This is a genomic window from Chitinophaga chungangae, from assembly GCF_017742215.1.
Classification (GTDB): Bacteria; Bacteroidota; Bacteroidia; order Chitinophagales; family Chitinophagaceae; genus Chitinophaga; species Chitinophaga chungangae.
In genome coordinates, this window is the sequence record NZ_JAGHKP010000001.1 from 963,203 (window position 1) to 978,658 (window position 15,456).

The following is a 15,456-nucleotide window of genomic DNA, read 5'->3' on the forward strand; positions in this document are numbered from 1 at the left end:
TCACAGTCCGTCGAAAAAGCTGCTGATAGACTGTCCCGTTTTCAAACCCAGTTTTTTCCGTATCCGGTAACGGTGTATCTCCACGCCCCGCACGGAAATATTATGCAGTTGCGAGATCTGTTTGGACGAGAAGTTCAGCCGCAGGTACGCGCATATTTTCAGATCGCTCCGCGACAAATCCGGGTACGCTTTTTTCAGTTTCATCAAAAGATCGTTGTTCACTTCATCGAAATGTTCGGCGAACTTGTCCCAGTTCGCGTTGCTTTCTTCCGCTCCTTTCACCAGCGCGATGATCTTTTTCATCTCCGTTTCCCCGCTGCCCGCGTGGCTGTTCAGTTTCACCACCTGGTCCTTCAGTTTGCTTAACGTATCCGTATTGCCCGCCAGCTGCATGGTGGCGCTGGCAAGTTCTTTGTTTTTGAGCGCTACTTCGCCGGCGAGTTTTTCATTCTGCAGCTGGATGATCTCTTTCTCGCTTTTTTCCCGCTCCAGCTGGTGAATGTATTCAAGCTGTTTTTTCTTTTCATCGAATTTTTGTTGCTGCTGCCGCAATTTCCTTTTATGCCAGGCGCGAAGCAGGTAAAAAACCAAAATGCCGATCACAGCATATCCCGGCATGGCCCAGGGAGATTTGTACCAGGGCGGGCTGATCACGAAGGAATATTCCAGCTGGTTCGATTCGTTATGCAGGTTGTCGCGCGCTTTTACCATGAAGGTGTATCGCCCGTCCGGCAGGTTGGTGTAGTCTTTCGCGGTTTTCGTGCTCCAGGCGCTCCATTCCCTTTCATATCCTTTCAGCCGGTAACTGTATTCGATGTCGTTGGTGAAACCATATGCCGGCACGCTGTATTCGAAGTGAAAAGCATTAAAATTGGGTGGAAGGGAATGCATTTCCCGCTGCTGCCCGCCAGCCTGGTAAAACCCGCCGGAAAGCAGGCTGTCTCTCGCCCCGATGGCTTTCGCCTCGTTCAGGAAAATGGTAAGCGCCCGTTTTTGCGATACGTATTTTTTGTAGTTGATATGGATGGCGCCTTTTTCGGAACCGATAAAAATATTCTCGGGATTGTAAGGATAGATGTTGTCGAATTTCGAGAGCATGTGCGCTTCCAGCTCCGGGAAAAAAGTAATGGAGTAGGGATGCGCCGTGTCTTTTGCCGAAAACCTCGCCAGGCCCAGCTTCCGGCCGCTGCAAAACCAGATGTTGCCTTCCGCGTCTTCTTTCATGTACCGCACGGCCATCCCGCTGAACACGGACAGAAAATCCGATGGAACGAATTTGTCTGCGGCAGTGTTAAACTCGTAAATGCCGGATTCCGTGGGAAACACCACACGGTTCTTTATCATGAACACATAGTTGTTGAACGCCGAAGGCAGGCCGTTTGCCGCGGAATAAAAACGTGTTTCATAACGCAGGCTGTCCGCCGAAACCCGCAACCGGTAAATGCCCCGGTAAGGATGGGAGCTCCAGATGTCGCCGTTTTCGTCCATCGTCAAAAAGCGGTAAGAATCGGTGGTGCCTTTCAGCCTCCCTGCATATTGAAATCCTTTTTCATCGAAATGCAGCAGGTCGATGCCCCAATAACCGCCCACCAGTATGTTTTTAATGGGATAAACCGAGCTCATCGGCAGGAATTTCCACGATCCCATACCTTTCGAAACGGGAAACGCTTCATGGTCACGGATCACGTACGTGCCATTGTTGTGGGTGGAAAGCAGCTGCCCGTTCATTTCTTCGAGCTGCCAGGCTTCGCCGCGATCGCTGTTTTTTACCAGGGAAAACTGGCTTTTCTGCAAGCTCATGTCGCCCGCCCCGTCCGCCAGGGGCGCGGCATACACGCCGTTGGAGGTGGAAAGGTACAGCCGGCCGTCGTAGATCATCGTCGAAAAACCGATCACATCGTTCACCCTGTCCGGCCGCAGGAATTTGATCGGCGAACCGTAGCTGATGAACGAGATGGCATTGTCCACGCCCGCCCAGATATTTTTGTCCCTGTCAACAAACACCGATGTAGCATTGTTATTTTGAAGACCCTCGGCCACAGATATCCGCTGGATAAGTTGATGGCGGGCGTCGCGCACGAGGCAGCCTTCCAGGGCGGTGGCGGCTACGAATACGCTGTCGCTGAGCTGGGAAAACGAAGGGGTGTACACATCTTTCTGCGGAATGCCTTTTATGGTGAAAATGGAATCATTGTGCAACCAAAATGAAACATTATTGAGCGTTTCGATCCTGTAATCATCTTTCCCGGACGGAAAAACGGCAGTTACAGACATTTTTTGCAGCAGCCTGCCATTCTTTAACGGCGCCCAGCGCTCGTTTTTATATTCCAGCAGGCCGGTGCCCGCATCCTGCGCAAAAAGCCGCCCGCCGGCTTTCCCGAGAAAAGACCATTCCCCGGTAGGCTTATATACCGCAATACGTTGGTTGTCCAGCTTGAAGATCCGGTCGGAAACCCGGAAAAACACGGCTTTTTCGTGTACGATAGTATTCCATACGTCCGCAAAATCCTGGTATTGCCGTGGGATCAGCTTTTTGAGGGAAGTATAACGCAAAGTGTGATAATCGCCGGCTTCGAAATAGCCGATTTCATCCTGCCCGCCGGCATAGATCCGGTCGTTTTTGTCGATATAGATGGACCTTAAGACAGTTTTGTTCGGCAAAGGGAACAGTTTCCAGAAACTGCCGTTGAAGGTAACCAGCCCCTCGTCGTTGGCGAAATACATGATGCCTTTGTTATCCTGTTTGATGTCCCAGGTACGGCTGCCGCCATTAAAAAGGGCTTTATGGTAATTGGCGACAAAGGGCGTTCCCAAAGTATTCTGGGCATAGGCGGCGTTACTGCAGAATGCAAGCAGGACGATTAAAGTTCTCATATGCAAGAATTTCCTACTTAGATGAGGCGATGAAGTAATTTGAATTTACTGAAAAATAACCACTTAGAAATTTTTGATGAGGAAATGATGTAGTGGAATTCCGGGATCAGGCTGCTAAGGTCGTTAATTTTGATAACGTTTGACTAACCGCTTCTATAACCTAAATTAAATTCCCACGTATGAAGTATTTTTATTTATCAGTACTCCTGTTCATGCTGGCTTCTTCTGCATTCGCCCAAACCAGGACCGTCAGGGGCAGGGTGCAGGATGAAAAAGGGCTTCCCGTTCCCGGTGCAACCGTCACCGTAAAAAATTCCCCGGGAGTGGGCGCTATTTCCACGGAAACCGGCACTTTCACTTTAAATGTGCCCTCCAATGCCGATTCGCTGGTGGTGACCGTGATCGGGTACAACAGGCAGGCAGTTGCCGTTGCGGACAACGTGCAGATTTCCCTCGAAGTGGCCGAAGGCGCCACGCTGGAACAGGTGGTGGTGATCGGTTACGGCACCCAGCGGAAAGGGGACCTCACCGCGCCGATCACGACCGTGAACACCGAAAACATGATGAAACGCACTACATCATCCCCGATGGACGCCCTCCAGGGAAGCGTGCCGGGCGTGCAGATAGTAGGCAACGGGGCGCCGGGCAGCCCGCCGAGCGTGCGCGTTCGCGGGGTAGGGTCTTTTAATAACGAAGCGCCGCTGTATGTGGTAGATGGCATGTTCGTCAACGACATCACTTTCCTCAACCCGGCGGACATTGCAGACATGTCTATCCTCAAAGACGCTTCCGGCGCCGCCATTTACGGCGTGCGCGCCGCCAATGGCGTGGTGCTGATCACGACAAAAAAAGGAAAACTCAATATGAAAACCCGCGTTACCTACAACGGTTACGTGGGCATGCAGGTGCCCGTCAATATGCTGAAAATGGCCAACGGGCAGCAGTACACCAAATTTTCACTGGAGCGCCGGACCACGCAGGACAGCAATACTGTGCGCCTTTCTTCCGAAAGGTTCGGCGGCAGCGGCCTGAACCCCACCACCAGCACAGACTGGTACGACGAACTGCTGAAGAAGCAGGCGCTGATCACCAACCATGGCATAGACCTGCAGGGCGGCAGCGATAAAGTGACCTGGTCCGTCGGGCTCAACTATACTTACCAGGACGGCATCCAGGAATCCAAGAACAGTTTCGAAAGGTACAATGCCAGGTTCCAGCTGGAAGCAAGGGCTTTCCCCTGGCTGAAAGTGGGCTTAACCACCTATATCGTCAACTCCAGGACATTTGTGCCCAACAGCGAAGCGTTTTCCGATGCGTATTCCGCCACGCCGCTGTTCCCGGTGTACGACGAACAGAACGTAAACGCCTTCCCGGAAAAATTCGCCGCCGCGGCGGTAATCGGCAGGGAAGACGCAAATCCCGTTGCCAACGCATTTTACAATTACAACCGGCTGAAAGATTTCCAGGTATTGCCGACGCTGTATGCTGAAGCGAGCTTCTGGAAAGACCGGCTGACGTTCCGTTCGCAGATCAACCAGCTGTACGCTTCCAGCCTGCGCTCTCAATACAGCCCTGAGCGCAACCTCGGCCCGGGCACCAGCGTGACCGCCTCCAATTTAAGGTCCACGCAGGAACGCACCACCAATTACATCCTGGACAACCTGCTTACTTACCGCGACGGCGCGGGCAAACATCACTGGTCGCTGTTGCTGGGCCAGTCTACCCGGGAAGAACGCTGGCGGCAAACATGGGTGTCTGCAGACAACGTGCCCGCCGCGGAAGAATTCTGGTATGCGGGAGCGCAGGGCGCCAGGAACGCGAACGGCTACAGTGAAGACGGTATCCGCAACGCCGGTTTGTCTTTCTTCACCCGAGGCACTTACGACTACGACAACAAATACCTGCTCACCGCCACTTTCCGTGCAGACGGCAGCTCCAAGTACCAGACCAAATGGGGGTATTTCCCTTCCGTAGGCCTCGGCTGGGTGGTTACCGGCGAAGATTTTATGAAAGGCCAGCACATCTTCGATTTCCTGAAACTGCGCGGCAGCTGGGGTAAGCTAGGGAACGACGGTGTGAACGCCAACGCCGGTTACGCCATCGTATCCACGGGAAGCGCGAACTCGGCAATATTCGGCAGCACCGCGGATGCTAACGGTCTTTACGTGCCCGGCTATACGGTAAACAGGTTCTTTGCAAACGTTACCTGGGAAGTAGTAACGGAATGGGACGGCGGTATCGACTTCGAAGTGCTCGGAAGAAGGCTGAAAGGTTCCGTGGACTACTATCACCGCACCACTTCAAACGCAGCGTTCGACAAACCGTTCGGGTATACCTACGGCAGCGTTTACGGCAACTGGGCGGAAATGGTGAACAGCGGCATCGATCTGCAGTTGAATTGGAACGACAGGATAGGGGACCTGAATTATTCAATAGGCGGCAACCTCTCCACGCTGAAAAACGAAGTGACGGACCTGGGTTCCCTGCCCAGCCTGATGAGCGGCGTATTCCCGTATGTGGCGGAGTTTCCCAACAAGATCGAAGTAGGTCAGCCGCTCCGGTATTTTTACGGGTATGAAATGATCGGCGTATACCAGACGGACGACGAGATCGCGAAAGATCCCGTCGCATCCAGCTACAACGCCACGGCGCTTTCGAAAATACGCCCGGGTTTCCTGAAGTATAAAGACCAGGACGGCAACGGCGTTCTCGATAACAACGACCGTGTGAACATCGGCAACTATCTTCCCAAGATCACTTACGGGTTCAACGTGGCCCTCGATTACAAAAAATTCGATTTCAGCATCGCTTTCCAGGGATCGGGCGGCAATAAGATCCTCAACCTGAACCGCGGCAAATTATATAAAGCGTCCAATTCGCTGAATGTAGACGAAGCGTTCGCCAACGGCTTCTGGACAGGGCCCGGCTCCACCAATTCTTACCCTTCCGCAAATGCGATCGCGGACGGATGGTTCAAGGTCGGCAACTCTTTCTTCGTGGAAAACGGTTCTTATCTGCGCATACAGAACATACAGCTGGGTTATACGTTTAACGTTGGCAAGGAGAGCGCGCAGTCTACCATCCGTGTATTCGCCACGGCAGACAGGCCATTCATTTTCACCAAATACAACGGCTTCACGCCCGAGGTGTCCGGCTGGGGGTACGACATGAACGTATATCCCATATCCGCCACTTACAGCCTGGGCGTGAGGGCCGCATTCTGATTTAAACCTGTCAACTACAAAAAAAATTCTTATGAAACGATATAAACAAATAGCAGTACTGGTAACGGCGATTACTTTACTGTCCGCTTGTTCCAAATTCCTCGACCGCCCGCTGGAAAACAAACAACAGGTTACCGCGATCGATTATTCGAATCTTTCGCTTATGTACCAGCCGGTTTCAGGCGTATACAGGACCGCCGCGAGCGGCACCTTCGCCAAATGGATCAGCGTTGCCATCAGGAGCGTGCGCGGCGATGAAATAGAAACCGGGAACGACGATGCAGGGCAGATCGCCATCCATAATTTTCAGAACAACGTAACGGTAAAAAGTTACTGGGGCATCAACGATATGTGGATCAGCCTTTACGGCGTAGTGCTCGCCGCCAACAGCGCGCTGGCCGAGCTGGACGAATTCGGGAAAAACATCCCTTCCGGCGATGCCGCCAGTCAGAAACTCCTGGAACAATACCGCGCGGAAGTGCGCTTCTTCAGGGCGCTCGGGCATTACTGGGCCGCCAGGTACTGGGGCGATGTGCCCGTTCTTGGCATGGAAAGCAACGATCCCAACGCTTTGAGCAACTCCACCAAGTCTTCCGTTGACGATGTAAGGCTGCACGTGATGGAAGAGATGGACTTTTGCATCGCCAACCTCGAAGATGCGCGCCCCAACCAGGCTACGCATATGGGCGGCGTAACGAAATACACCGCGCTGATGCTGAAAGCTAAAGCCGCGATGGACCTTGCGGGGAACAATAATGGAAGTCCATATTGGGACGTGGTGCTGGATTGCACCAACCAGATCTTCAGCAGCAACAAGTTCAACCTTTTCCCCGATTATTACCAGCTCTGGAAAAAACCGGGCAAACTCAGCAACGAAGCCATCCTCGAATTCCAATACTCCGATTTCGGCAACGAAACCGGCGACATCGTTACCTCCGGCGGCGCCAACGAGTTATGGGGGAATTTCTTCCTGTTCCAGGGCCCGGACAATACCTACGGCATGCCTATCTCCGGTTCAGGCTGGATGGTGCCTTCGCAGAAAGCCGTGGATTTTCTGACCGCGCGCAACGATACGCTCCGGAAAAGAACGACGATCCTGCTTTGCGGCGTGAACGGTCAGCCAGGTACCACCGCCTTCACGCCCGACGGCGACCCGGTTTCGGGGAACGCGGGCCTGAAAAAATACTTCAACGGCAAAGCCTATTACCCGAAATCACAAATGACGCCGGGCAGGGTAGACTATTACGGCGCCAACAACAACATCCGCGTGTTCCGTTACGCGGAAGCGCTGCTGATGAACGCTGAAGCCAAAGTACGCAAAGGCCAGAACGGCGACGTGCCTTTTAACCTGGTGCGCGTGCGCGCAAAACTCAACCCGATCGCCGGCGTTACGCTGCAGCAGGTGCTGGACGAGCGCCGCGCCGAACTGATCTGCGAATGGTGGGGAGAAAGGTTCAACGACCTGCTTCGCACCGGCCAGGCCGCTATAGTGCTGCCGGGCTTTACGACCGGGCAAAGCGAATACCTGCCGATACCACAGGAGCAGGAAGACAGGAACAGTAATCTGAAAAATTAAAAATGGCGGTATTCGTCTAAAGTAATATCTTAAGATCAGCTAATAAAAAAGAAGGGTCATCTCCGGCAAGGAGATGGCCCTTTCATAAAATGTTGAAAGATGAATGTATTCAAAATAGCGATCGAGGAAATTAAAAACAATGCGGAAAAGGGAGGCGTAGTTATTACGGATGATGAGATCGCAGCGAAACTTTCAATTTCCCGCGAAGAGTATGCTACTTATCTAAGAACGGATACCGCATCTATTGAGATACTGGAATCAATTGCTTCGAATTTCAAAGCCTACTCCACATTCAGCATCGAGCTGGTTAGTTTCGAAGAAACCGCGCTTGATCCGCCGGAACCTCCTTTGCCGGGTGACCCGGAGGGAGATGAATGATGTACAACAAAAAAGGCGTCTCTGTTTTGAGACGCCTTTTTGTTATTACTTGAATTTCGATTTCAATGCCTGCAATTTCGCCTGGAAGTCGTTGAGCGGCGCTTCTTTCGAAGGTTTGTTCTCACGCCGTTCCCTGCGCTGGCCGCCACCGCCGCCCGCATTGGGCTCATTGTCTTTCATCGACAACGAAATACGTTTGCGCGCAATATCCACTTCCAGTACCGTTACCGTTACTTTCTGGTTGAGTTTCACGGCTTCGTTCGGGTTGGAGATGAATTTGTTGGAAAGGTGGGAGATATGTACGAGCCCGTCCTGCTTCACGCCAATGTCTACGAACGCGCCGAATGCGGTGATGTTGGTCACCACGCCGGGCAACGTCATGCCGGGGTGTACGTCTTCCATGGTTTTGATGCCTTCGGCGTATTCAAAAATGGCGATCTCGTCGCGCGGGTCGCGGCTGGGTTTGGCGAGTTCTTTCAGAATGTCTTCCAGCGTGAGCTGTCCTACTTCTTCGCTGATGTATTCCTTTACGTTCACCTTTTTACGGAGATCGTCGCGGCCGATCAGTTCGGATACGGTGCATTGCTGCCCCGCGGCAATGGCCTGCACCACCGGGTAACGCTCGGGGTGAACCGCGGAATTGTCCAGCGGGTTGTCGCCGTTTTCGATGCGGAGGAAGCCCGCGCATTGTTCGAAGGCTTTATCGCCGAGGCGGGTCACTTTTTTCAGCTCCTGGCGGTTTTTGAACGCGCCGTTTTCCTTGCGGTATTTCACGATGTTTTCAGCAAGGGAGGGGCCGAGACCGGAAACGTACGCCAGCAGGTGTTTGGAGGCGGTGTTGAGGTTCACGCCCACATTGTTCACGCAGCTCACCACCACGCGGTCCAGGCTTTGTTTGAGATGGCTTTGGTTCACGTCGTGCTGGTATTGCCCTACGCCGATGGCTTTCGGGTCTATTTTCACCAGTTCTGCCAGCGGGTCTATCAGCCTTCGGCCGATGGATACGGAGCCGCGCACGGTCACGTCTTCGTTGGGGAATTCTTCGCGGGCCACTTCGGAAGCGGAGTACACGGATGCGCCGCTTTCGTTCACCATGAACACGTTCACTTTTTTGCCGAAGTCGATCTTTTTGATGAAATCTTCGGTTTCGCGGCCCGCGGTACCGTTGCCCACGGCAATGGCCTGGATGTCGTATTTGTTCACCCAGTTGCGGAGCAGGTGCTCGGCGTCCTGCGCTTTGTAGTTTTTTTCGAGGGGAAATATCACGTCGTGCGCGAGCATATTGCCCTGGTTGTCCAGCGCAACGGTTTTACAGCCGGTACGGTAACCCGGGTCCACCGCGATCACGGCTTTCGGGCCGAGCGGGGCTGCAAGCAGCAGCTGGCGCAGGTTTTCGGCAAACACTTCAATGGCTTCGTTATCCGCTTTTTCTTTCGCAGCGGCACGGCTTTCGTTTTCGAGCGAAGGGCGAAGCAGGCGTTTGTAAGCATCGGCGGCGGCTTTTTCAACCTGCTGGCTGGCGGGCCCGTTGCCGGTCACGAATTGTTTGATGATTATGTTTTGCGCTTCTTCCTCTTCCGGAGAAATATTGCCGAAAAGAATGCCTTCGGCTTCGGCGCGCAGAATGGCCAGCACCCGGTGCGAAGGAATGGAGTGCAGCTCTTCGGAAAAGTCGAAATAGTCTTTGTATTTCACGCCTTCCGTTTCTTTGCCTTCGATCACTTTGGAGCTGAACTTGGCGGTATGGGTGAAGAGCTTGCGCAATTTGTCGCGCAGCTCCGCGTTTTCGTTGATCCTTTCCGCGATGATGTCACGGGCGCCTTTCAGCGCTTCGTCCCCGGACGCCACCTGTTCGTTGATGTAGGTTTTGGCCGCTTCGTCTATCTCGCCGGCCTCCTGCGCCATAAGGAGGTCCGCCAGCGGCTCGAGACCTTTTTCGATAGCCGCCATGGCGCGGGTCTTGCGTTTCGGCTTGTAGGGGAGATACATATCTTCCAGCTCGGTAAGCACCCAGCTGGCTTCCAGTTTGGCGAGCAGCTCGTCGGTCATTTTACCCTGCTCGGTGATGGTTTTGATGATGAATGCCCGGCGGTCGTCCACTTCCTGGTAGCGTTTGCCCAGGTCTTCCACTTTGCCGATCTGCACCTCGTCCAGGCTGCCGGTCTGCTCCTTCCGGTAACGGCTGATAAAGGGGACGGTGGAGCCTTCTGCCAGCAAGCTCATGGTATTCTCAGCCTGCTTCATCGAAATGTTCAGTTCCGCAGAAATGAGGGCCACGTGTTTCGGATTCATATTCGTTTCTTTTGTGATTTTACTAAGGCCGCAAAGCTAATTAAATTGGCTATTCCGCCAAGAAAAAGAAATTAACAATACCCCGCCTTTTCCCGCATATCCTGAAATTGCATTATTTTACCGCTTCTTAGTTAATATTTAATGTTATGCAGCCGGAACAAGCCTTCAGCAGATTATTACAGATTATGGACGACCTGCGGGAAAAATGCCCCTGGGACAGGAAGCAGACCATCCAGTCGCTGCGGCAGCTCACTATCGAGGAATTGTACGAGCTGGCGGACGCCATTACCGGGGAAGATTTTAAAGGCATCAAAGAGGAACTGGGCGACCTGCTGCTGCATATCGTGTTTTATGCCAAGATCGGCGCGGAACAACGGCAATTTACGATCACCGACGTGATCAACGGCATTTGCGATAAACTGGTGGCCCGGCACCCGCATATTTACGGGGACGTAAAGGTGGAAAACGAAGAACAGGTGAAGCAGAACTGGGAAAAACTGAAGCTGAAGGAAGGAAAAACGTCTGTGCTGGGCGGCGTGCCCGCCTCGCTGCCCGCGCTGGTAAAAGCCATGCGCCTGCAGGAAAAGGCGAAACAGGTGGGGTTTGAATGGGAAAACCGCGGCCAGGTGTGGGATAAAGTGGAAGAGGAAATGCGGGAGCTGAAGGAAGCCGTCGAAAAAGGCGAAGAAGGGGAAATAGAGGCTGAATTCGGCGACCTGGTGTTTTCGCTGGTAAACTACAGCCGGTTTTTGAAAACAGACGCTGAAAACGCCCTGGAACGCACCAACAAAAAATTCATCCGCCGCTTTCAGCGAATGGAAGAAATGGCGGCCGAGAGCGGCAAACGGCTCGACGAAATGAGCCTCACCGAAATGGACGGGCTCTGGAACAAAATAAAGGAAGGCGAATAAACATATGCTCGATCTGAGGGAAATAAGGTTTTTTATCCTGCGGAACGGCTACCTGCTCATTATTGCGGCGTGGCTGTTCACGTTCGCGTTCCTGTTCAACAACTACTGGAGTTATTATTCTTCCCCCCACGGCGTGCAGCGCAGCCTGGAAAGCGACATTGCAGGCAGGCAGGAAGCTTTTGCGGACCTGGCGGCGGATACGGCGCGGGTGAACAGCCTTTTCCGGGGCGATTTTAACCAGGAAACGGTGGAAGACATTGCGGGGGAAAACTTCTTTGTGTTCGCCTACGATTCGTTGGAATACGGCCCCCGCCTGCGTTTCTGGAGCACCAGCTCCGTACAGCCGCCGGTGGACGATGTTTTTTCCCCCGGCGTAACCTTTATGCGGCTTGCCAACGGTTATTACGTGGTGATCTGCCACAAAGCCGCCCCCGAGAAGTACCTCATTGGTCTTATTCCCGTCAAAAAGGAATTCGCGATCACCAACGATTATCTCGGCAACTCGTTTTACGGCCGCCCGGCCATCGGCCCGGAATACACCATCCAGAACCGCCCGCCCGGCCTGCCCGTGCTCGACGCGAACAAAACCATCCTGTTCTACCTGCACTACGACCCGAACAAATCCAACGATTCGCCCAGTCTTGCCAGCGTACTGCTGCTTACCCTGGGCTGCATCTGCGTGTTCATATTCATCAACCTTTTTGCCACACTGATGGCCAAAAAGCTCACCCCGGGCTGGGGATTTCTTTTCCTGCTGGTAGTGGTAGCCGGTTTCCGGCTATTGACCTATCTCTATCGTTTCCCGATAGACCTTAGCACGCTGAACCTTTTCCAGCCAACGATCTACGCGAAAGACGACGTGTTCCGCAGCCTGGGCGACCTTTCGCTGAACGTGCTGCTCACCTTCTGGCTGATCCTCTTTTTCCGCCAGCATGTGCGCACCATTCACCCGCCCGTGCTGGGCAAAAAATGGCAAAGCTGGCTCATTATCGGCGCGGCAGGCCTCGTGATGTTCATCGCCGGGCAATTCCTGCTCGACCTGATCCGCAGCCTCGTGATCGATTCTAAAATTTCGTACGACGTTACCAACTTTTTCAGCCTCAACGAATACAGCGTGATCGGCAGCATGAGCCTCGGTTTTATCGCCATCAGCTTCCTGTTTTTCTCGCAGATCGTCAACTATTTGCTGAACCAGCTCACCGATTTCCAGTACCGCACCAAATACATTTCACTGGCCGTGGTAGGGCTTATCTGGCTGGCGTTCCGCTTCAATCTGCCCGATTTTGGCGCCTCCGGCGTGCTCATGTTATGGCTGCTGGCATATGTGGTGATACTCGACCTGCTGGAGCTGCGTTTTTCCGGCAATTCCGCCACGCTGCCCTTCATCATGTGGATGCTGATGATGACGGTGACCACCTCCGCCGTGCTCATTTATTACAACAACCAGAAAGAATTGTCCACCCGCCTGCGCGTCGCGCAAAACCTCTCCAAGCAGCGCGATCCGTACATCGAAACATTGCTCAACGACGTAGGGGAGCGGCTCACCAAAGATTCTTTCGTGCGCCAGTATTTCCAGACGCCCACTCGGAACTATAAACAAAGACTGGAAGCGTCGCTGCGCGAAAAATATTTCTCGCGTTACCTCAGCCGCTTTCAACTTACCTTTTACACCTACGACGCCGAAGGCCAGCCGCTTTACAACGGCGACCCCGTGCCGTTCGTAGCCCTGCAGGGCCGCATCATGGGCAACACGCTTGCGCATGTGCTGGGCAACGACCTGTATTACGATGAACGCAGTTTCCGCGACTACAGTTATATCGGCAAAAAGGAATTTACAGGCCCGGAGGGTCTGCCCGTCGGTTACCTGTTCTATGAAGTACGGTCCGAATCGGAGATCGCGCAGCCGGACCGTTTATACCCCGAACTGCTCATCGAAGCGGGGGCAGACGATGTGGGACAGGAGCTCACCGAGCAATATTCCTACGCCGTGTACGACAAAGGCGTGCTGGTGAACAACCACGGCAATTATCCTTTTAAAACGACGCTGGCCCCGCATGAGCTGCCCGTTGCGGATATTGTGGTGGAAGAAATAGAGAACAATTCGATGCTGTATTACCGGGCCTCGAAAGACAAAGTGGTGGTGATGGTGCGCAAAATGGCGAACTTCCTGGAATTCATCACGTTGTTCGCTTACATGTTCTGTTTGTTCCTGCTGATCATTGCCGTGTACAGCCTGCTGGACCTGCTGATCAAAGCGAGGCTCCGCATGTCTAACCTGCGCGTGCTGGTAAAACTGAGCATCCGCATGAAAGTGCAGACCACTATCATCGGCGCGGTGGTATTCGCTTTCCTCGCGCTGGGCCTGGCCACCATCCTGTTTTTCTATGGCCGTTACCGTGCAGAGAACGCTGAAAAGCTGAGCAACACCGTGCATAGCATCGGCGCCGATATTGAAGAGGAATTTTACACCCTCCGACAATTCGACGAAATGGACATGCTCTACGATTCCATTTTCGTGACGCGGCTTTCCGCCTCTGTAGCCGATATCGCGACGGAACACAACGTAGACATCAACATTTATGATACCGACGGGCAGCTGCAACTTTCCGCGCAGCCGCTGATGATAGAAAAGGGATTGTTGTCTGAAGCCATGAACCCGCTGGCGTTTTACCAGCTGAGCCGGCTCAACAAGATCCAGTACATCCAGGAAGAGCGCATCGGCAATATGAAGTACATCAGCGGTTATGTGCCGCTGCGCAGCCAGGGGCGCGTGTTTGCGTACCTTAACGTGCCTTATTTCGCGACGCAGACGGAGCTGAACCAGCAGATCTCCACCTTCCTCGTGGCGCTGATCAACATCAACGCCTTCATTTTCCTGATCGCGGGCATGCTGGTGCTGCTGATCTCCAACACCATCACCAAATCGTTTTCGCTCATCACCAACAAACTGCGCAGCGTAAACCTGGGGCAGCACAACGAACAGATCCAGTGGGACAACGACGACGAGATCGGCCTGCTGGTGGCGGAATACAACAAAATGGTGCAAAAGCTGGAAGTGAGCGCCGAAATGCTGGCGAAAAGCGAAAGAGAAGGGGCCTGGCGCGAAATGGCGCGGCAGGTGGCGCATGAGATCAAGAACCCGCTCACGCCCATGAAACTGAGCATTCAATACCTGCAGCGCGCCATCGCCAACGATTCCCCGGATGTAAAAGCGCTGTCGCGCAATGTGGCGAACACGCTGGTGGAACAGATCGAGCACCTGTCCAACATCGCGTCGGACTTTGCGGCGTTTGCGCATATCACGAAGGTGAACAACGAAGTGTTTTCGCTGGGCGAAGTGCTGCAATCCGTTACAGCGCTGTATATGAGCAGCCCCGAATGTCATATCTATTATGAGCGGCAGGACAAACCGTACCTGATCGACGCGGATAAAACGCAGATCAACCGCGTGTTCACCAACCTGCTGCAAAACGCCATCCAGGCCATTCCCGAAGGGCAGGAAGGGCATGTGGCCATCAGCGTCCATGAAGAAGAAAACGAAGACGGCGAATCGGTGGTAGTGGAGGTGATAGACAATGGCACCGGCATTCCGCCGGAAGTACAGCCGAAAATATTCGTGCCGAACTTCACGACGAAATCTTCCGGTACGGGCCTGGGCCTTGCGATGTGTAAAAACATTGTAGAACAGGCGGGCGGGGAGATCTGGTTCAAAACCACGCCTGGCACAGGCACTACGTTCTTCGTACGTTTGCCGCTGGTGCCGTGACGGTTATTTTTTCGGCTTTGGCGGTGCCATCCGTCAGCTCCGATTTCAGGAATTCTTTTCTGAAGAAAAAATGCAGCACTTTCGAACCGCTTCCTTCCGATAACGGGAAAGCGTCTACGAATTTCCAGCCCAGGGAACCCATGTAATTCAATGCGTCCACCACGGAATTGAAATTCTTCGCCTTGCCCAGCTCGTCTTTGATGCGGGCGTCTTTAAATTCAAAGAACTTTTTTTCCTGCCCGAAGTCGATCTCGATGGTCACTTTGGTGCTGAACATTTTGGCGGTCGCGATCAGTTCGCAGTACTTTTCCACTTTTTCCTGGGCGTATGTGTTGGCGGATAACAGGATCAGCGAGAAGAAGATGATCTTTTTCATAGTGTTTAATGTGGGTTATTTAAGTCAGGTTTCGGAAAACGCTAAGGTAGGTAATTGCG

The 15,456-nt window shown here is 53.3% G+C and carries 8 protein-coding genes; 5 read left to right on the forward strand and 3 right to left on the reverse strand.

Translation table 11 applies throughout. From position 1 onward, the window contains the following. On the reverse strand, window positions 1-2,874 hold the full coding sequence (locus J7I43_RS04100) for a triple tyrosine motif-containing protein (RefSeq protein ID WP_209143529.1): 2,874 nt from the start codon (window positions 2,872-2,874) through the stop codon (window positions 1-3). A 179-nt stretch (window positions 2,875-3,053) separates the two neighbouring features. Here J7I43_RS04100 and J7I43_RS04105 point away from each other — a divergent pair, with 179 nt between their 5' ends. The 3 genes from J7I43_RS04105 (at window position 3,054) to J7I43_RS04115 (ending at window position 8,052) form a co-directional block, all read left to right on the forward strand. After that, window positions 3,054-6,098, forward strand: a complete 3,045-nt coding sequence (locus J7I43_RS04105; RefSeq protein ID WP_209143531.1) for a SusC/RagA family TonB-linked outer membrane protein — start codon at window positions 3,054-3,056, stop codon at window positions 6,096-6,098. A 31-nt stretch (window positions 6,099-6,129) separates the two neighbouring features. Further along, a complete protein-coding gene (locus J7I43_RS04110) occupies window positions 6,130-7,674 on the forward strand; it encodes a RagB/SusD family nutrient uptake outer membrane protein (protein WP_209143533.1) in 1,545 nt (514 codons plus the stop codon). A 99-nt stretch (window positions 7,675-7,773) separates the two neighbouring features. Continuing rightward, the gene (locus J7I43_RS04115; protein ID WP_209143535.1) at window positions 7,774-8,052 is read left to right on the forward strand and encodes a hypothetical protein; all 279 of its coding nucleotides are present in this window, start codon (window positions 7,774-7,776) and stop codon (window positions 8,050-8,052) included. 45 nt (window positions 8,053-8,097) lie between these two features. Here the strand turns inward: J7I43_RS04115 and J7I43_RS04120 are convergent, their stop codons facing one another. Continuing rightward, window positions 8,098-10,344, reverse strand: coding sequence for a Tex family protein (locus J7I43_RS04120; RefSeq protein ID WP_209143537.1), 2,247 nt, complete (start codon window positions 10,342-10,344; stop codon window positions 8,098-8,100). Between the two features lie 146 nt (window positions 10,345-10,490). Between J7I43_RS04120 and mazG the strand changes: the two genes are divergently transcribed. Further along, window positions 10,491-11,255: a nucleoside triphosphate pyrophosphohydrolase gene (gene mazG, locus J7I43_RS04125; protein ID WP_209143538.1), complete on the forward strand. Its 765-nt coding sequence runs from the start codon at window positions 10,491-10,493 to the stop codon at window positions 11,253-11,255. Window positions 11,256-11,259: 4 nt separating this feature from the next. After that, window positions 11,260-15,021 (forward strand): sensor histidine kinase, encoded by a 3,762-nt coding sequence (locus tag J7I43_RS04130; RefSeq protein WP_209143540.1) that lies wholly within the window; start codon window positions 11,260-11,262, stop codon window positions 15,019-15,021. Here J7I43_RS04130 and J7I43_RS04135 read toward each other — a convergent pair. Further along, a complete protein-coding gene (locus J7I43_RS04135; RefSeq protein WP_209143543.1) occupies window positions 14,987-15,397 on the reverse strand; it encodes a hypothetical protein in 411 nt (136 codons plus the stop codon). The two genes, J7I43_RS04130 and J7I43_RS04135, sit on opposite strands and share 35 nt — an antisense overlap. Between the last annotated feature and the right edge of the window lie 59 nt (window positions 15,398-15,456).

Bases quoted from the DNA above. Each gene is read 5' to 3' on its own strand.
- J7I43_RS04110 (WP_209143533.1), top strand. From the start codon at position 6,130: ATGAAACGATATAAACAAATAGCAGTACTGGTAACGGCGATTACTTTA.
- mazG (WP_209143538.1), top strand. From the start codon at position 10,491: ATGCAGCCGGAACAAGCCTTCAGCAGATTATTACAGATTATGGACGAC.
- J7I43_RS04100 (WP_209143529.1), bottom strand. From the start codon at position 2,874: ATGAGAACTTTAATCGTCCTGCTTGCATTCTGCAGTAACGCCGCCTAT.
- J7I43_RS04135 (WP_209143543.1), bottom strand. From the start codon at position 15,397: ATGAAAAAGATCATCTTCTTCTCGCTGATCCTGTTATCCGCCAACACA.
- J7I43_RS04130 (WP_209143540.1), top strand. From the start codon at position 11,260: ATGCTCGATCTGAGGGAAATAAGGTTTTTTATCCTGCGGAACGGCTAC.
- J7I43_RS04105 (WP_209143531.1), top strand. From the start codon at position 3,054: ATGAAGTATTTTTATTTATCAGTACTCCTGTTCATGCTGGCTTCTTCT.
- J7I43_RS04115 (WP_209143535.1), top strand. From the start codon at position 7,774: ATGAATGTATTCAAAATAGCGATCGAGGAAATTAAAAACAATGCGGAA.
- J7I43_RS04120 (WP_209143537.1), bottom strand. From the start codon at position 10,344: ATGAATCCGAAACACGTGGCCCTCATTTCTGCGGAACTGAACATTTCG.